The following is a 16634-nucleotide window of genomic DNA, read 5'->3' as shown; positions in this document are numbered from 1 at the left end:
CTAGGAAAAGCTGTTACAACTGCTTCTGTTTTTTGTAGGCTAAAGGCGTTATCTTCATTTCCTTACGAAACTTTTGAATAAAGTAGCTTGTGCTGCTGAAGCCAACCCGATAAGCGACCTCCGTAATATTGGCATCCTCTTCTTGAAGCAAAATTAAGCTTTTCTGAATGCGATAATGCTCCAAATAATTAAAGGGCGAACGGTTTAAGATCCTTTGAAAATAGCGGCAGCATTCCGATCGACTCAAATGGCCTGCTGCAGCAATATCGACAAGCTTTATTTTCTCCTCATAATGATGATGAATCCAGTCGAGCATCTGTTTCATTCTTTCATTTTTAACTGACTCTGCTTTGTTAAAGGCAGGTGGAAGTCCATTTTTCATAAAGCTTTTCCATAATAAGGAAAGCTGTATGCTAATATCAATTTCAAAATACGGCTCCTTTTTTTGAAGGAGTTCGTTAATGGCTAGGATAGCGTCCAATATAATTCTGCCCCATTCTTTATGACCATCAAGAGGAACATATGGAAGATTGCTTGCTTGCATATATGGATAAACATACTGAGAAAAAAGTTCTTGTGTGAGCATAAAGGAAGGTGCGACGTTAAGGCAAATATAGGATGCGTCCTTTGTGACCTCCGCTGCCATATGCAGTAAACCGCTGTTTATAAATAGGCCGCTGTCTTCTTTCAGTAAAATATCGTCTCCATTTACCGAGAAATTCGCTTCTCCTTTATGCATGTACACAAACTGCAGTTCATCATGCCAATGCAGCGGGATGTGCCCATACATGTTTTTATTAATGGTTGTTTCGTAGCAGGCTACAGGCAATAATACAGTATAATGCTCTGTCAGCTCTTTTAGATCATCACCGATAGGAAAAGGACGGTTTTGCATAACAACCTCCATATATTTATATTTTTTCCGTCTATTATCGTATTTTTCCGCTGATTATTCCTTTATTATAACAATATCTTTATAAAAGGCGGAGACATAATGACTAGAAATAGAGGTTTGTTTTTTGTAATTACAGGTGCTGCTTTTTGGGGAGTCGGCGGCACAGTTGCCCAGAAGCTCTTTCAAACCTATCAAATCGATGTAAATTGGCTAGTTGTCGTAAGGCTGCTGCTTTCTGGCTTAATGCTGCTTTTGCTGACAGCCTTTAGCAAAAAGCGCAGTCAAATTATTGCTGTTTGGAAGAGTCCTCAATCCGCTTTCCGATTGATTGCCTTTTCCCTTTTTGGGATGCTGGCCGTTCAGTATACTTATATGGCAGCCATCAATCATGGCAATGCAGCTGTTGCTACGTTGCTGCAGTATTTAGCACCAATCATGATTATGATATATTATCTTTTAACCAAAAAAGCGCGGCTGTCTAAACTAGACGGATATTCTGCCGCACTTGCATTAGGCGGCTGCTTTCTTCTGCTGACAAATGGTTCTTTTTCCGAGCTTTCTGTTCCTGTTCAAGCTGTTGTATGGGGTGTGCTTTCTGGAATAGCGGCTGCTTTTTATACTTTAAGTGCTGGACGCTTGCTGGAAAAGTTTGATTCTATGGTAATTGTCGGCTGGGCGATGATAATCGGGGGACTTTGCTTAAATACGTTAGAACCTGTGTGGAAGACAGCACCTGCTGAACTGCCTAGTGCAGCCATTGGTTATTTATTGTTTGTGATTGTGTTTGGCACAATGATAGCCTTTTGGTTTTATATAAAAAGTTTAGAGTCACTATTGCCGAAAGAATCCAGCTTGTTAGGCAGCATTGAGCCGCTTGCGGCTGTGTTGACGACGGTCTTTTGGCTCAACATGCCATTTGGCTTATTTCAATGGCTTGGCGCAGCCTGCATTATCGGTGTCATTCTGCTTCTATCTGCTTTTAAACGGCAGAACGCTCAATCTGTCCAACTATAAAAAAAGAGAAGCTGCCGTCAAAAAATCGGCAGCTTCTTATATTGCGTGCTCTTCTACCTTATACTTATAAAACTTCTTATCAACCTCCATAAGCGGAAAGGCCTTAGGCAGTTCGGCCAGCTCAATACTTGTAAACTGGTTTTTCTCATAAAAGCGATGAGCTGCTAAAAACTGAGGCGTAGTGCCAAGGTAAACTTCTAAAATATCGACTTCCTTTGCCCAAGCAAGGGCATTTTCCAACAAAAGTCTCGCTGTATTATAGCCTGCGCCGCGATAATCTTTATGCACGAACATTTTTCTTAAGGCAGCTTGGCTGTTGCCGATATCAAGTAAAGCAATGGTACCAACTACCTTCTCCTCACTACGAGCAACCCAAAAGTTGCCTTTTCCTCTTTGATAAAATGTTTCTATCATCAATAAATCAGGCTGGTCTTCTTTTGTAATAGGGATATTATATTCTGTTTGCTGAATCGTTAATATCAAGTCAACCACTTCAGCTTGATGCTTTTGCCGAAATAGTTCCACAATTGGTTTGTTCAACTATTGCCACCACCAAAAATTATTTTTCATGCCAATATCTCTTTATTCTGTTTATCCTGTTAAATTCCTCCTTTTAAATATCAGATTTTTCAGTTTAGTTTCACTTAGAATAATTCTGTTGTTTTAGGACAACTTACTTTTTGGAGGAGGTGATACATATGGCAAGAATTGGTGTAGAACAATCACTAACAAATATTTCAGAGGCTCTCCGTGAACAAGGGCATGAGGTGATTGATTTAAAGCAAGAGTCTGATGCACAAAACTGTGATTGCTGTGTTGTCTCAGGAATTGATTCTAACGTAATGGGCATGCAGGACACACAAATACAAGGCTCTGTTATTGAGGCAAACGGCCTTTCTGCTGATGAAGTATGTCAGCAAGTAGCACAAAGAACAAACAAATAAAAAACATGCTTAAGCAAGCACCTTTTTTGGGGTGCATGCTTAAGCGTAACCTCCTATGAATCCAGCTAGACTCCCCTTTTTCCTTCCCCTTATGTATGAAGAGCTTAAATCATGGCGATAAACATAAGGGACACTTTGCTTTTTTATCAAAAGAATTATGTATTTTTAGTAAAATTTCCACTCTCGTTACATTAGTTTTTTCCCTTTTGTCATATGATGTAGTATTCCTTTTAAAGAGGGGAGCTGATTAAATGATTATCTTTTTGATCGGGTTAGGCATATTGCTTGTAGATGTGTTTTTTTGAAGGTCATCTTCTCCAAAGAAAAGGAAGGATTACAAGCGCAATCCTTCTTTTTCTTTGGTTTTAATTGGCCTTAAAATTATACAAAGGCTTAATAACCTTCATAATTTCAATGGTATCAACACTATGTCTAATAATATCCTCCATTGGCTTGTATGCCATCGGGCTCTCATCTAATGTGCTTTCATTAACAGAAGTCGTCCATACTTCCTTCATTGAATCCTGGAATTCTGTCAATGACACCATCTCTTTTGCTTTCGTTCTTGACATTAATCTGCCTGCACCATGAGGAGCCGATTCATTCCATTCTGCATTACCTTTACCGATTGCAATTAAGCTGCCATCACGCATATTGATTGGAATGATTACTTTTTCCCCTTTTTTGGCAGAGATTGCCCCTTTTCTGAGAATCATTTGTTCCATATCAATATAATTGTGAATCGTTGTAAAGCTGTCCGCTATTTCCCAGCCCATACGGGAGACAATTTCTTCTGCCATTGCTTTACGATTCAAAAGTGCATAATGCTGCGCGATTTTCATATCATTCATATAATGATCAAAGCTTTTTCCTTGAAGATAAGCAAGATCCTTTTTAATGAAAGGACTTTTAAGGCTTTTTAACGCTTCTTCAATTTCCCTTTCCCTGCCTTCTGCTTTCAATTCATTAATCAGCGTTTGGCGTTCTTCCTGCAAACTTAACAGCTCATTATATGCTAAGTTTTGATAATGCTCTGCAATTACCTTGCCTAAATTTCTTGAACCAGAGTGGATGACAATCACAATTTTATCGTCTAATTCGTTCAACTCAACAAAATGGTTACCTCCACCTAAAGTTCCAACTGATGATTTAGCTCTTTTCAAGTTAAAAGGCGCGACCACATTACGAAAATCAATTTTTTTGGAATACGGATGGAATTGACTGCTTTCCCTTGTGGCAAAGCCGCTTGGAATATGTTTGCGGATTATTTCATCGAGCTTATCGAAATTAACTTCTGTTTTATTTTTATTTATAACGGCAACTTCCATGCCGCAGCCGATATCACATTTTTCTCCTAATTACTTAAGAGTTTGGACTATACCTTCTCTGCGGTTATCGGAGTTAGGCAGCTCCTATCGCAGGCTCGCCGTATTAATTATCCCATCATTTATAAGGTTTGGTAATAATTCTGCACGTAAATCTGCCACTAGCGTGCAAGTCTCTGAACCATTTGACTATGTTGCCACAGCCTCTGGCTGCTGATTGCCCTAATAGGGGTTCCAGCAATTGAGCGAGTGGTTTAACGTCTGGGCCAACATCAAGCAACCCCGACTAAGTTTGGAACAATTTTATCTGTTATAGTCATCGTTGTTCCGATTGTACAGCCTGCGCCTGCATGAGTATCAGGCATAATCCGGATTTTGGTTCCTTCTGTAAAGTCCTGATCGCAAAGCTCTTGAATTTGCGACAATGCTGTTTCTTCGACTTTATCTGTAAAAACTTTGGCGCTGTTAAATCTCCCTTGCACTTCAATCATAAAATCCCTCCTCTTACACTTATAACAGCAGTTTCACAACTGGGAATGTGCTGCCGTTTTTAGTCCAGTTCGCTTAATAGTGTATATAATCCTGCTTATTTTGTAAAATAATAGAAAACAATTACAGCCAGCAATGAATGAAAATCAGACATATGGGAAAACTTTTTTTTAGACAATATAGACCGTTATCGTTCTGATGGGAGCAAATCATATATGACGAAACTTAACAAACCACCGCTAACAAGTGCTGAACAGGGAAATTTATGGAACTTTTATATAGCAAACACGATGTCTCACTGTATGTTCCAGCCTTTTTTAACAAATGTGGAGGATAAAAGAATCAAGGCAATTATTAAAGACAGTGATGTTTTAAGCCAAAGAATCATTAATCGTGTTACCATTTTATTCCAAGCAGATAATATCCCTCTTCCTGTCGGTTTTTCAGCAGAAAAAGATGTAAATCTTTCCGCACCACGGCTGTTTTCTGATGAGTTTTATCTTGAGTACATAGACATGATGTATAAGTTGGGAATTATCTTTTACAGCATTACCTTGCCTAATACATCAAGATTAGATATACGTCAATTTATTGTCGAAATCATGAGGGACGCTGCTACTCTTTCCAATCAGGTGACAGAGTTAATGCACGAAATGGGGATTCATGTGCGGCCTCCGAATATACCTGCGATGGATGCTGCTGAAATGGTTCAACGGCAAAGCTTTTTTAATGGCTTTTTTGGTGATAAAAGGCCATTAACAGGTATTGAAATTTCACAATTATTTGCTAATATCCAGTTCAACACGATGAAAACCGTGCTGCTGCTCGGTTTCAGCCAAGTCGCAAAATCAGAGGATATCAGCAACTATTTTATAAGAGGCAAGCATATAAATATTAAACAAAATTCCGTATTTTCCAATGTACTAAAGTCAGAAGACTTGCCATTGACAATGCCAAGTCAATTTAATATCACCACATCCCAAACAGCGCCCTACTCTGAAAAACTGATGCTTTTTCATATCAGCAATCTGTCTTCTGCAAAATTACGAAATTTTGGTGATTCTATTGCAGTTAGTCCGCGCCATGACCTTGGTTCTATCTATCTTCGGCTAATGGTGGAAACTTCAAACTATGCAGAGGACGGCGGAAATCTATTAATCGAGCACAATTGGATGGACAAGCCACCGCATAACATCGACCGTAATTTACTTGCAAAAAAACAAAAATAATATATTTTGCTTAAAGGAGCCTTGATAGATGAAAAAAGAGCAAGAAGTTATCTCAGATGAATTTTTAGATCATCTCGTCGAGGAAATTAATGAAATATATGGATGGGATGATAAAAAAGACAGTAATGAAGAAGAAAATAGAGGTTAAAAATAGCCATGAAAAATGTTAGTCCCCATTTTTCATGGCTTTTAAAAATGTAAGTGCTACTACTCTAGGCATTGGTGATAGCATTACATTTCTATTGTAACGTTCTTTATAGAGAATGTCTCGTGCTTTTTACCATTTTAATAAATTTTTTATAGGAGTAAATAGTATTAGCTCTTAAAATCAGTCTTTAATAGGGAATACATATAAAGATCATCCATTTTTCCGCAGCTGTATTCATAGCTTCTTAACAGTCCCTCCTGTAAAAAGTTATTCTTTTCCAGCACTCTTTGTGATTGGCGGTTTGGAGGCTCTACAAGTGCTTGAATCCGCACTAGTTTCATTTGGTCAAAGCCATAATCAACGACAGCGTGAAGAGCCTCACTGACAAGTCCTTGTCCCCAATACTGTTGATGAAGCTCAAAGCCAACTTCTGAGCGAAAATGGCGCTTCTCCCAATTTAAAAAACCGCAGCTGCCAATTACTTTGTCTTCGCCTTTTAATGTAATGCCCCATCTTATTCCAGTCTGCTGCATGTGGATTTTGCTATACCAATCGATCTCCTCGACTGTTTCCTCCACTGACTGAAAAGGCTCCATTCCATAATATTTCATTACAGCTTTGTCAGAAAGATAACGATAAATATCTGCTGCATCTTCCTTCGTTATTTTTCTTAAATGTAAGCGATCTGTTGCAAGCAGTGGGAAATCTTTATGCTTGAGGCACATGTATTTACCTCCATTTATTTATACAATTCCATAAACGTCCCTGCCACCATACATGGCTTAACATCAATTTTTTGCCACACATTGCCTGTTACATAGGGTTCTACCTTTAACCATTCGTCAACAGCTTCTCTTGTCGGATATTCAACGACCATCATCGAACCAATCATTTTTCCGTGATCATCCAATAAGGCTGCACCATATAAATGCTTTCCTTCCTTAAACCGCATTTCTACGGAACTTAAATGCTCTTTTCTTGCAAACATTCTCCGTTCCAATGCCTGCTCATCCGTACCATCATATGCCGTAACAACAAATTGCATTAATCATGTCCCCTTTGTATTTGTAGATATCATTGCCATTAATATTCTTTCTACAGCAAACAGCACTTTTCCTTCACAGAAAAGTGCTTATTCTTGTAATCCTTATGACAGCTCTTTCAGCTTTTTCGTTAGCTCGTTGAATTCCGCATCAAGCTTAGAATATTCCTTATCATGCGGCATCATGAAACTTAACCTTCCTAGTATTTCCTGCCTTTCTGTTTCAAGCTTCAGCCGCAGTTCTTCCACATCATCTCTAGCTGCAGCAGGTGATTGCCATTGTTTGCGAACTCCATTATTCGTGATTAAAAGCGAGCTTGTTGTCGTTTTCTCCAGGAAATAGCGGTCATGTGAAACAACAATTAATGTTCCATTATATTGTGCCAGTGTTTCCTCCAGCTGCTCACGGGATGCAAGGTCCAGATGGTTGGTTGGTTCATCTAGTAAAAGCACATCTTTATCCTCTAATATATATGCCATCAGCTTGCATTTAACGCGCTCGCCCATACTCATCGAGCCGATTGGTTCCCTCCATTGAGACGCAATAAAACCTAACTGCTTCATTAAAGTTTGTACATTGCCTCGTTCTGCAAACGTCTCGCGATGAAAAAGCTGTGAGGGTGTCTGTTCAAGGGGAAGATCAAAAACCTCCTGCGATAAATAGCCAATCTTAGCTGTAGGAGATACCCATATCTCGCCAATTCCTTGCTCACTACCAACAATCATTTTCAAAAGAGTCGTTTTGCCGGATCCATTTGGACCTGTTAGAGCTACTCTTTCGCCGTGTTTAATGGTAAAATGCACATCCTTAAACAATGTCCGCTTTCCATATGCTTTCGCCAAACCCTTCACTTCGAGAAACCGTTTGCCGACCTTACTGTTGGATTGAAGGGAAAAATAAACGGAGTGCTCGCCTTCAACAGGTTCCACCTTATTCTTCTCCAGCTCCTTTTCAAGCCGCTTTTGTTTTGATTTTACTTGGGCATCCATGCGCTTTGCTTTAACTCGGTAGTACTCCTTTACCCCTTCCTTTTTCGTGGATTCGGCGTGAGCTTTTTTTGACCAGGAATTCAATTCCTTAATCTGACCTTCTATTCGTTCTGTCAGCTTTTGCTGTTTTTCATATTCCCTCTGCTGCACAAGTCTTTTTTGTTTGCGAGCCTCCATATAAGCAGTATAGTTCCCCTTATGCTCCACAAGCTTCTTGCCTTCAATAGCCCAAATTTTTGTGGCCACTTCATCAAGAAAATAGCGGTCATGTGACACTAACACAATGGTGCCTTTATATTCCTTTACCTGCTTTTGAAGCATCTGTAGACCCTTGTCATCAAGATGATTTGTCGGCTCATCCAGCAATAACATATCAGCATCTTGTGCGAATCCTTCAGCAAGTCTGGCCTTTAGTTTTTCGCCACCGCTTAAGTATTCATATGGAGAGTCAGGCACTTGCCATTTTTCTAATAGCTTTACTTCAGCGACTGATTTATCTGCAGACAGATGCGTCGCTGATTCCTGAACAACAAGCCAAGAAGTTAAGGGAACAAGCCATTGGAGCTCACCGTTAGAAGGAGTTATGTCTTCATTCAACAGATGCAAAAGTGTCGATTTGCCAGCACCATTATTACCGATAATGCCGATTATATCCCCTTGCTGCACCGATGCTGTCACTTCTTCGAATACAAGATGGTCCTTGATTTCATAACTAATATGATGCAATTTCAATAATTCTTTCATTAATTAATCCCTCTCTTAAATAGGGAGGACAAAAAAATCCTCCCAAAAGTAATTTTGGAAGGATTAGCCGAACATTTTAAGCATGACCAAATAAGCCTTGTAAGACTTATTGATACGTATAGATAGAAAATGGGCAGACTAATCCTATTTTAGTTTGATTTGCAAATATGCATTTCAGGCTAAATAAAATAAGATTAGATAATCATCGTCCACCCATCATCCCTTTCTGCTTTGTTACTAACAGTGTAACAAAACTCTTTTTTCAATGCAATGGTTTACAAACTATAAATGACAAAAAAAGGAATCGGCTTATATGCTAAATCGCGCTCGTTTCCCATTCCTCCCGCAATATTCCCATGCGGATGGAATCATAATAAACACCATTATAATAACGGCATTTCCTAAGCCGTGCTTCTAGCTGCATCCCGAGCTTTTCTCCTACCTTCATCATGCGATGATTGCCAGACCATGTTGTAAAGCCAACTCTTACTAGCGGGAGTGTTTGAAACAAATGACTTGTCCACAGCTTTAGTACTTTTGTTCCGTATCCTCCGCTCCAATACTGAGGATTGAAAATAACGATACCCATTTCCAACCAATTGGAAGGTTTATGCTCCCAGTAGTAGCTAACCGTACCAATAAGCTTTCCGTCTACCTCAATCCCCCAATAATCGCCTTGACCGATTATTTCATTCTTGCGCTTCATAAATTCGGCCCACGGAACAGCCTTATGTTCATAATAAGGCGCATCCCAGTTTTTCCATTCAGGTGCCTCTTCTTTATATGCCTGTTCCCAAAGCGGATAAAGATCAGCCTCTATCAACGGTCTAATGATGATGTTATCTTCTGCATACATGCTTGGAATAATCGAGCTTTGTCCGCCAAAGAAAATATTCTCAACCTCTTGAATAGTGTCTGCTAGATAGGTAGGCTTGGATAAAGCCAGCTCTTCCCGGGACCCATATCCATATGTAACACCGACAGAGTCTATGCCAGTATTATTTGCTCCAATTAAGTCATATTTTCTATCCCCAATCATGATAAAATCACTAGGTTCATATTCTTTGTAATAATCAAGCAAATATTGAATGATGTCTGTTTTCGCTGATCTAGTTCCATCGAGATTGCTGCCGACAATCATATCAAAATAAGAATCAATTGCAAAATGCTCGGCAATTTTTTCAGCAAAAACCGTCAGTTTTGAGGTTGCGATTGCCAAAATACAGCCGTTCGCTTTTAACCGGCTTAACAATTTTGGTATCTCTTCAAAGAGTTCATTTTCATACATTCCGTATTTTTTAAATCTCTCCCGATAAAATCCAATTGCCTTTGGAATTGTTTCCTCATCAAATCCAGCATATTCTGCAAAAGAAACATGCAATGGCGGTCCGATATAGCATTCTAATTCATCCAATGTTGGTACTTGTTTATTAAGCTTTGCGAAAGCATGTTGAACAGATTTCGTGATTCCTTCCTTAGGATCTGAAAGTGTTCCATCCAAATCAAATAGTATGACTTTATATGTTTTCATTCCAACATCCCTTTCTGCTTGTAAACTACCTCATTTTACCATATTCAAATTCAATGAATACCCACATTGTCCTAAAAAAGAAAAAACTGCTAGTTAAGCAGCAGTCTTCCTGAATAAAAACAATATTGCACCTTCTTAATCAAACACTAGCGCCGCCCTCAAATCACAGATGTTATGTTCTAAGTAACCTTTTAAGCAGGTAAGGGTGTAAACCCAGCCTTCCTTTTGGCCGAGCAGTTTTTCAACAAGCAGGGGATCTTCGGGCTTGAAGCCCGATTCCCGCACTTCCATTATTGTATTTGTTTGTTCGTGCTCCCTTAATTTAATGGTAACGATTGTTTCCTCCCGTTCAGCGCCCCAAGCAAACACAATTTTTTCGTTATTCAGAATTTCCAGCAGACGAATTGCTGCTTCTGCCTTATACTCGTTATATTTAAGGATGACAGTATGACCTTGCGCCCAATTTTCTGAACTGGATGAAAACCAAAAATTGCCGATTTTTTCTCGCTCTACAATCGCTGCGAATACATTTTCAACAGGCTTGTTTATTTGCAGTTTAACAGTTACTTCTGTTACCAACTATAATGCCCCCTTTTTTATATTATTCTATTCTATCATAGGAGGATACGGTACCTAAACGGAGCAATGCGATAGTTTACATAATTAGCTTATCTTTAACAAAGAAGGTGGATACTGTTCTATCAGTATCCACCTTCTTGTACAGCTAAACTCTCATTTTCGGTGGTGACTCCAGCCAGCCTTTATCAATCATAATATTAGTTCCGTCCTCTGCATACAGTTCAATTTCTCCTAACAGACGGTTATAAGAGACGCCTAAATCCCGACGATAGCTTGTGCCTAACCCTAATCCGTAAAAGCCTATGCCTGCTGATGTAAGTGCGCTTGCAATGAACATCATCAGCTTTTCAGAGAATACTTTCAAATCCTGTGGTATGACCTCTTTATCCCAATGAAGGCTAGCGTACAAATCATTATCTTTCAAATATGCTTGGAAAATCTCGCAATGCTTCTCAGCAATTTCTTTTCCGCGAATTAAATATTTTTTTACTTCCTCTGAACGTGTTGATGGAAGGAAGCCAATCATTAATCCAGCACCTAAAGCATTTCGGTGGAAATTGGCATATAAATTTGTAATCTCTGGAGCAGTGAGCGGTCTCTTATCTCCTAGGAATCCAGACAGAAAGCTCTGGCGCTGGATATAATCGACTTCCTTTGCTGGCGGAACCTCCGGTAAGCTCTGGTATTTTCCTTTAAGTGTAAGAAGTTCCACCAGCATTTCATAAAGCTTCATAGCATCTGTTAGACACTTCTTATAATAGTCCATACAATCTTGTCTTTGAACAACAGATAAATTTATCCCATGCGCCCGTAAACCCATTCTGGCAAACTGGTGAATATACTCCAGTATAAAATCGTCTGTATACACCTTTTTTGCTGTTGGAGATATATCCTCTTCTACATGAAAACCATGAGGTATTGCCCTACCCTCAGACTTAAAGATCTTTTTTATTTCATCCAGCTGGCGAACCGATGTGTGATAAGCAAACTCCACAATATCCTTTGTTTGCTTATCTTCGGCAATTTTCAAAAAATAACTGAACATGCATACTTGAGAGCTTTCTCCCATATAAGATCCCCATAGCTGGGACACTTCTGCTGAAGATAATAGATGTGAGTCTTTTTTTGACACAGTAAGTCCTCCACGTATTTTTTTATGAGTTTGCCCATTACCGGAGGATTTCATGTATGTTCCTTAAAAACGCAAACCTTTTGCAATATTCTAATACTTGTATATAATAAAATGACCAGTACATACAGCTTTAAAAATTATTATTCTTTTTGTCTATAAAGGAGCAGTTATGGAGCAAAACATCGGCAGATTAATTTATGAGCTTCGGCGCGGCAAAAAACAAACATTGAAACAGATTGCAGAAAAAACTGGCTTATCTATCAGTTTTATATCTCAGGTGGAACGATCTAAGTCTTCCATTACGATTGAGTCGCTCACAAAAATTGCTGAAGCTCTTAATGTCAGCCCAAGCTATTTTTTCACAGATAAAAACAAAGAGAAAAAATTTGTTCATCGCAGTGTTAAAGATGCGGTAACCATTCAAGCGTCCCAATTCATTTATGAAAGCATCACAGGTGATGTAAACAACCCTGTGTTTGAACCGATGATTGTCACATTGTTGCCGCGCAATCAAAAAGTAACAACATTCACTCATTCAGGACAGGAGTTTCTGTATGTACTAGAAGGAATACTTACGGTCCTCTATGAGGAGGATGAATACGAGCTTCATCCTGGAGACAGCTTTCATGTAGAATCTACCAATCCTCATAACTGGTATAACAGAACGGATAAATTAGTTAAAATACTATATGTGCGCTCAAGCGTAACTTAAAGTATCTCCATCATAAGATGGGGATTTTTTTATAATGCAACTTCGTAACCCACCCCATTTTCAACTGCCTTCATAAAGACTGCAGCTGCAACGGCAGTATCTAAATAAGCAACACCGACAGATTTATATAGAGTGATTTCATCCTCCGAAGTACGGCCGGCCTTTCTGCCAGCTACAAGCTCTCCTAATTCCCCGTAAAGCATGTCAAAGCTCCACTGCCCTGCTTTTTCTGGTATGAGTAAGTCTCCTGCTTCATCACGAGCACCTTCGATTGTATCGACAACAATCTTGCTGCAGCGTTTTAATGTCACTAAATCAACTTCCCTCATCTGCGGCTTAAAGGCGCCGATTGCATTAATATGTGTGCCAGGCCGTATATGGCTGCCATCAAAAAGCGGCTCAGTCGATTTAGTGCTACAGACAATAATGTCTGCTTCTTTCACCGCATCATTGCCTGTTTTTGCAATCTTTATCTCACCATTCCAGTCTGGATAGAGGGAGGAGATTACTTCAGCAAACTCGACTGCTTTTTCCGTCGTCCGGTTATACAAAACCAGCTGTTCTAGATTACGAACTGCCATCACAGCTTGTACTTGTCCGAGAGCTTGAGCTCCGCAACCCAGTATGGCAGCACTCCTAGCATTCTTCCTTGCGAGATGGTCTGTTGCGACACCACTTGCCGCACCTGTTCGTAATACAGTTAAGAAACTGGCATCCATAAGGGCTGTTTGCTTGCCGGTTTGTGTTTCAGTTAACAAAATGACGCTTTTTAAGGCAGGATTGCCTTGTTCGTTATTCGGAAAAATTGTGATAACCTTAACCGCTGCATAGTCGAGCGGCTTTAAATATGAAGGCATTATAAGGGAAGTTCCACCTGCCTTTTCATGCTCCACTGCTGTCCTGACAGGAGTAATTGTCTCTCCTTGTGCATCATATAAAAAGGCTTTGCGCACATCTTCTAAACAATCTTCCATAGGATAAATGGCGCGAATCTGCTTCTGTGATAATATCAGCATCTTTTTACCTCCCCTTAAAAAATTTTTCTGGGAGCAGATCTATAGCCCCCATCCCCATCAATCCAGTTCTTCGTTGCTTTTATCTTTCGCAAAGTAAATGGCAATTAAAGATATGACACTTGTAGCAACAATATATAATGCAACAGGAATCCACGAATTACTGTATGCGCTTAACAATGCTGTTGCAATGAGCGGTGCTGTCCCGCCGGCAAGTGCAGCTCCAAGCTGATAGCCTAGTGTGACACCTGTATAACGGACATTTGTAGTGAATATTTCAGTAAACATCGTGCCAAGTACAGCTGTAACTGGTGCCCACAGAATGCCAAGGCCAATAACAGTTGCTATAATCAGCAAGAAATCTGATTGTAAGGATACAAGATAGAAGTACGGAAAGGCATAAAGAAGAATCGCAACCGTTCCGCCAATGTAGAGCGGTTTTCTCCCTACCTTGTCTGATAATTTTCCCATCAAGGGAATCATGACAGTTGCAACTAAGACCGAGATTGTAACTGCATTCAAAGCAACAGTCCGCTCATAACCTTGGTATTCAGTGGCATAGGCAATGATGAAGGTTCCAAAAATATAAAATGGTCCTGTTTCCACCACTTTTGCGCCGACAGCTATTAACACTGCTCTCCAGTGATAGCGCACTGTCTCAATAATCGGCACCTTTGCAACGTTTCCACTTTCTTTAGCTTCTTTAAATGCAGGTGTTTCATCAAGCCCCTTTCTAATCCAAAGGCCTAGAAATACTAATAAAGCGCTTAAAATAAACGGTATTCTCCAGCCCCATGACATAAATTGAGCATCACTTAACACAGTAGTCAAAATAGTAATGGATAATGTTCCTAACAGCATCCCAATTGTTACGCCGATTTGCGGGATACTTCCAAAAAAACCGCGGCTGTTTTTGTTTGAATACTCGACTGCTAGCAGCAAAGCACCGCCCCATTCCCCGCCAATGCCAAGGCCTTGAATACATCTTAATGTAATAAGCAGGATTGGTGCCCAAACACCAATTGCATCATAATCTGGCAAACAGCCGATTAAGACTGTTGCGCCGCCCATCAGCGACAATGTCATTACTAGCGTTGTTTTTCGCCCGACTCTATCACCAATATGGCTAAAGATAATTCCTCCAAGAGGTCGAATGAAAAAAGGCAATGCAAAGGACACATAAGATAACAGCAATCCGACAACAGGATCATGATTTGGAAAAAACAAGGTTGTAAATACTAAGGAAGCAACTGTGCCATATAGAAAATAATCAAACCATTCAATGGAACTGCCTATTAAACTAGCAATTAATGCTTTACTGGCAATCTTTTTTGTCACTGCCGGCTGAACTTGTATTGGCTGTGTCTCCATTATCCATATCACTCCATCTTCACATTTTTTTATCTGCTCTGCCTGCCCTAGATGAGGTAATCATATGTTTTCTCCTCCCCACTCCCCTTTTAACCTAATATCAAATATTTTGTTACCACTTCATATCCGTTTAAAAAATTGAAGTGACACTTAAATATTTAAGCAAAAAAAATTTTCCGATAATTGGAGTATATTATATTCAGATTTTTCAGTCAATGTGTTTTGTAAGAAAATCTCTCCTTAAAAATATCCGTAACTCTACTTGAATTTATTGGATAAAATAAAAAAGAGTGCATCTTATTATGCACTCTGTCTACTTTAAAAGAACCTCTTTCGCCAAAAAACAACCGCTGTAATACTAGATAAGATTGTTGAAATTAAAATAGCGACAAAAAAGGCATATTTATATTCTTGATAAGGAATGTCTACATTCATTCCATAAAAGCTCGCAACCATTGTCGGAAAGGAAAGAACAATCGTAAAGGAAGTTAAGAACTTCATTACCATGCTTACATTGTTAGAAATAATTGAAGCAAATGCATCCATCATGCTGCTTAAAATAGATGCATGTGTTTCAGCCATCTCAATCGCTTGCTGGTTCTCTATAATAACATCCTCAAGGAGATCCTGATCGTCTTCATACATTTTTAAAAATCTGCTTTTCATCATTTTATGCATAACAATATCATTTGTTTTGAGTGATGTTGTAAAATAAACAAGGCTCTTCTGAAGATGCAGCAGAGAAAATAACTCCTTGTTTCGCATCGACTGCAGAAGTTGACCCTCAATCGTATCTATCTTTTTGCTGATTTGTTTTAAATACTTTAAATACGCATTAGACATAGAATACAGGATTTGAAAAGCGAATCTCGTTCTTTTATATGTAAAGAAATCCTTGACTTTCCCTTGAGAAAAAGCTTGAAAAATCGGATTATCCTGTAAACAAATGGTGACGAAACAGTTTTTCGCAATGATAATTCCTAATGGAATCGTATCATACTCCGGTTTCTTTTTTTCATTCATCGTAACATTTGGAACGTTGACAATGATCAAAATATCTTCACCGTCTTTTTCAATTCTTGAACGCTCCCCCTCATCCAAAGAGTCTTTCAAAAATCCATTCGGTAGTTCAAGCTTCTGGGCAATAAACTGTATCTCTTGTTCCGTTGGGGCAACCATGTTGATCCAGCACCCGCTCGTAATCGTATTCGTTTCTTTAAGTACTCCTTCTTCGTTAGAAAGATAAATGTTTAACATGATAAAACCTCCTCTAAAAATTATGAGGAAGCCAAAACTTAGCCATAAACAAGTTGAATTTTACTTGCATTCAATATTTGAAGGAATGACTCCTTATTGACTTCCCCCTTGGTCGACTCGGGCTCTGGTTCACTGCAATAATGACTACTCATAAAAATTCAACTCCTTTTATAATCTAATTTTTATCAACTACTTCATTGTACTTATTTCCTATGGTTT

At 39.1% G+C, this 16634-nt stretch carries 18 protein-coding genes and 1 pseudogene; 5 read left to right on the top strand and 14 right to left on the bottom strand.

Annotated features, from left to right (window positions below; genetic code table 11):
* Window positions 1-13: 13 nt before the first annotated feature.
* Window positions 14-895, bottom strand: coding sequence for an AraC family transcriptional regulator (locus L8T27_RS07995; RefSeq protein WP_233314252.1), 882 nt, complete (start codon window positions 893-895; stop codon window positions 14-16).
* A 96-nt stretch (window positions 896-991) separates the two neighbouring features.
* On the opposite strand from L8T27_RS07995, the gene L8T27_RS07990 reads away from it, so the two are divergent.
* Window positions 992-1909 (top strand): DMT family transporter, encoded by a 918-nt coding sequence (locus tag L8T27_RS07990; protein ID WP_233314772.1) that lies wholly within the window; start codon window positions 992-994, stop codon window positions 1907-1909.
* A gap of 36 nt (window positions 1910-1945) precedes the next feature.
* Here the strand turns inward: L8T27_RS07990 and L8T27_RS07985 are convergent, their stop codons facing one another.
* On the bottom strand, window positions 1946-2449 hold the full coding sequence (locus L8T27_RS07985; protein WP_233314253.1) for a GNAT family N-acetyltransferase: 504 nt from the start codon (window positions 2447-2449) through the stop codon (window positions 1946-1948).
* Window positions 2450-2607: 158 nt separating this feature from the next.
* On the opposite strand from L8T27_RS07985, the gene L8T27_RS07980 reads away from it, so the two are divergent.
* Complete coding sequence (locus L8T27_RS07980) at window positions 2608-2853, top strand: YkuS family protein (RefSeq protein ID WP_233314254.1); 246 nt, start codon at window positions 2608-2610, stop codon at window positions 2851-2853.
* Window positions 2854-3218: 365 nt separating this feature from the next.
* Here L8T27_RS07980 and L8T27_RS07975 read toward each other — a convergent pair whose 3' ends face one another.
* Window positions 3219-4181 (bottom strand): RtcB family protein, encoded by a 963-nt coding sequence (locus L8T27_RS07975; protein ID WP_233314255.1) that lies wholly within the window; start codon window positions 4179-4181, stop codon window positions 3219-3221.
* Window positions 4182-4450: 269 nt separating this feature from the next.
* Window positions 4451-4669 (bottom strand): RtcB family protein, encoded by a 219-nt coding sequence (locus L8T27_RS07970; protein WP_233314256.1) that lies wholly within the window; start codon window positions 4667-4669, stop codon window positions 4451-4453.
* Between the two features lie 213 nt (window positions 4670-4882).
* On the opposite strand from L8T27_RS07970, the gene L8T27_RS07965 reads away from it, so the two are divergent.
* Together L8T27_RS07965 and L8T27_RS07960 are read left to right on the top strand one after the other, a co-directional pair.
* The gene (locus L8T27_RS07965; RefSeq protein WP_237941240.1) at window positions 4883-5896 is read left to right on the top strand and encodes a DUF3231 family protein; all 1014 of its coding nucleotides are present in this window, start codon (window positions 4883-4885) and stop codon (window positions 5894-5896) included.
* A gap of 28 nt (window positions 5897-5924) precedes the next feature.
* A complete protein-coding gene (locus tag L8T27_RS07960; RefSeq protein ID WP_233314258.1) occupies window positions 5925-6044 on the top strand; it encodes a hypothetical protein in 120 nt (39 codons plus the stop codon).
* Between the two features lie 167 nt (window positions 6045-6211).
* Here L8T27_RS07960 and L8T27_RS07955 read toward each other — a convergent pair whose 3' ends face one another.
* The 7 genes and pseudogenes from L8T27_RS07955 to L8T27_RS07925 all read right to left on the bottom strand — a co-directional run bounded on the left by L8T27_RS07955 (window position 6212) and on the right by L8T27_RS07925 (window position 12062).
* A complete protein-coding gene (locus L8T27_RS07955) occupies window positions 6212-6769 on the bottom strand; it encodes a GNAT family N-acetyltransferase (protein WP_233314259.1) in 558 nt (185 codons plus the stop codon).
* Between the two features lie 14 nt (window positions 6770-6783).
* Window positions 6784-7089 (bottom strand): YciI family protein, encoded by a 306-nt coding sequence (locus tag L8T27_RS07950; RefSeq protein WP_237941239.1) that lies wholly within the window; start codon window positions 7087-7089, stop codon window positions 6784-6786.
* A 102-nt stretch (window positions 7090-7191) separates the two neighbouring features.
* Window positions 7192-8820 carry a ribosomal protection-like ABC-F family protein gene (gene abc-f, locus L8T27_RS07945; protein ID WP_237941238.1) on the bottom strand — a complete coding sequence of 543 codons (1629 nt, stop codon included), beginning with the start codon at window positions 8818-8820 and terminating at the stop codon, window positions 7192-7194.
* A gap of 316 nt (window positions 8821-9136) precedes the next feature.
* On the bottom strand, window positions 9137-9676 hold the full coding sequence (locus L8T27_RS07940; RefSeq protein WP_237942273.1) for a GNAT family N-acetyltransferase: 540 nt from the start codon (window positions 9674-9676) through the stop codon (window positions 9137-9139).
* A gap of 57 nt (window positions 9677-9733) precedes the next feature.
* Window positions 9734-10351 (bottom strand): annotated as a pseudogene (locus L8T27_RS07935) (HAD hydrolase-like protein); the annotation flags it as partial.
* Between the two features lie 135 nt (window positions 10352-10486).
* Entirely contained in the window at window positions 10487-10930 is a 444-nt protein-coding gene (locus tag L8T27_RS07930) for an SRPBCC domain-containing protein (protein ID WP_237941237.1), read from the bottom strand.
* 145 nt (window positions 10931-11075) lie between these two features.
* Window positions 11076-12062, bottom strand: a complete 987-nt coding sequence (locus tag L8T27_RS07925; RefSeq protein ID WP_237941236.1) for a DUF3231 family protein — start codon at window positions 12060-12062, stop codon at window positions 11076-11078.
* Window positions 12063-12231: 169 nt separating this feature from the next.
* On the opposite strand from L8T27_RS07925, the gene L8T27_RS07920 reads away from it, so the two are divergent.
* Window positions 12232-12774: a helix-turn-helix domain-containing protein gene (locus L8T27_RS07920; RefSeq protein ID WP_233314264.1), complete on the top strand. Its 543-nt coding sequence runs from the start codon at window positions 12232-12234 to the stop codon at window positions 12772-12774.
* 29 nt (window positions 12775-12803) lie between these two features.
* Here the strand turns inward: L8T27_RS07920 and L8T27_RS07915 are convergent, their stop codons facing one another.
* The 3 genes from L8T27_RS07915 to L8T27_RS07905 all read right to left on the bottom strand — a co-directional run bounded on the left by L8T27_RS07915 (window position 12804) and on the right by L8T27_RS07905 (window position 16415).
* The gene (locus L8T27_RS07915; RefSeq protein WP_237941235.1) at window positions 12804-13790 is read right to left on the bottom strand and encodes an ornithine cyclodeaminase family protein; all 987 of its coding nucleotides are present in this window, start codon (window positions 13788-13790) and stop codon (window positions 12804-12806) included.
* Window positions 13791-13847: 57 nt separating this feature from the next.
* Complete coding sequence (locus L8T27_RS07910) at window positions 13848-15158, bottom strand: MFS transporter (protein ID WP_233314266.1); 1311 nt, start codon at window positions 15156-15158, stop codon at window positions 13848-13850.
* A gap of 318 nt (window positions 15159-15476) precedes the next feature.
* A complete protein-coding gene (locus L8T27_RS07905; protein ID WP_233314267.1) occupies window positions 15477-16415 on the bottom strand; it encodes a magnesium transporter CorA family protein in 939 nt (312 codons plus the stop codon).
* Between the last annotated feature and the right edge of the window lie 219 nt (window positions 16416-16634).

The organism is Niallia sp. Man26, assembly GCF_022049065.2.
Taxonomy (GTDB): Bacteria; Bacillota; Bacilli; order Bacillales; family Cytobacillaceae; genus Niallia.
This window is presented reverse-complemented; position numbering and strand designations above follow the sequence as displayed.

Bases quoted from the DNA above. Each gene is read 5' to 3' on its own strand.
- L8T27_RS07905 (WP_233314267.1), bottom strand. From the start codon at position 16,415: ATGTTAAACATTTATCTTTCTAACGAAGAAGGAGTACTTAAAGAAACG.
- abc-f (WP_237941238.1), bottom strand. From the start codon at position 8,820: ATGAAAGAATTATTGAAATTGCATCATATTAGTTATGAAATCAAGGAC.
- L8T27_RS07980 (WP_233314254.1), top strand. From the start codon at position 2,608: ATGGCAAGAATTGGTGTAGAACAATCACTAACAAATATTTCAGAGGCT.
- L8T27_RS07965 (WP_237941240.1), top strand. From the start codon at position 4,883: ATGACGAAACTTAACAAACCACCGCTAACAAGTGCTGAACAGGGAAAT.
- L8T27_RS07975 (WP_233314255.1), bottom strand. From the start codon at position 4,181: ATGGAAGTTGCCGTTATAAATAAAAATAAAACAGAAGTTAATTTCGAT.
- L8T27_RS07910 (WP_233314266.1), bottom strand. From the start codon at position 15,158: ATGGAGACACAGCCAATACAAGTTCAGCCGGCAGTGACAAAAAAGATT.
- L8T27_RS07970 (WP_233314256.1), bottom strand. From the start codon at position 4,669: ATGATTGAAGTGCAAGGGAGATTTAACAGCGCCAAAGTTTTTACAGAT.
- L8T27_RS07920 (WP_233314264.1), top strand. From the start codon at position 12,232: ATGGAGCAAAACATCGGCAGATTAATTTATGAGCTTCGGCGCGGCAAA.
- L8T27_RS07960 (WP_233314258.1), top strand. From the start codon at position 5,925: ATGAAAAAAGAGCAAGAAGTTATCTCAGATGAATTTTTAGATCATCTC.
- L8T27_RS07940 (WP_237942273.1), bottom strand. From the start codon at position 9,676: ATGTATGCAGAAGATAACATCATCATTAGACCGTTGATAGAGGCTGAT.
- L8T27_RS07955 (WP_233314259.1), bottom strand. From the start codon at position 6,769: ATGTGCCTCAAGCATAAAGATTTCCCACTGCTTGCAACAGATCGCTTA.
- L8T27_RS07950 (WP_237941239.1), bottom strand. From the start codon at position 7,089: ATGCAATTTGTTGTTACGGCATATGATGGTACGGATGAGCAGGCATTG.
- L8T27_RS07915 (WP_237941235.1), bottom strand. From the start codon at position 13,790: ATGCTGATATTATCACAGAAGCAGATTCGCGCCATTTATCCTATGGAA.
- L8T27_RS07995 (WP_233314252.1), bottom strand. From the start codon at position 895: ATGCAAAACCGTCCTTTTCCTATCGGTGATGATCTAAAAGAGCTGACA.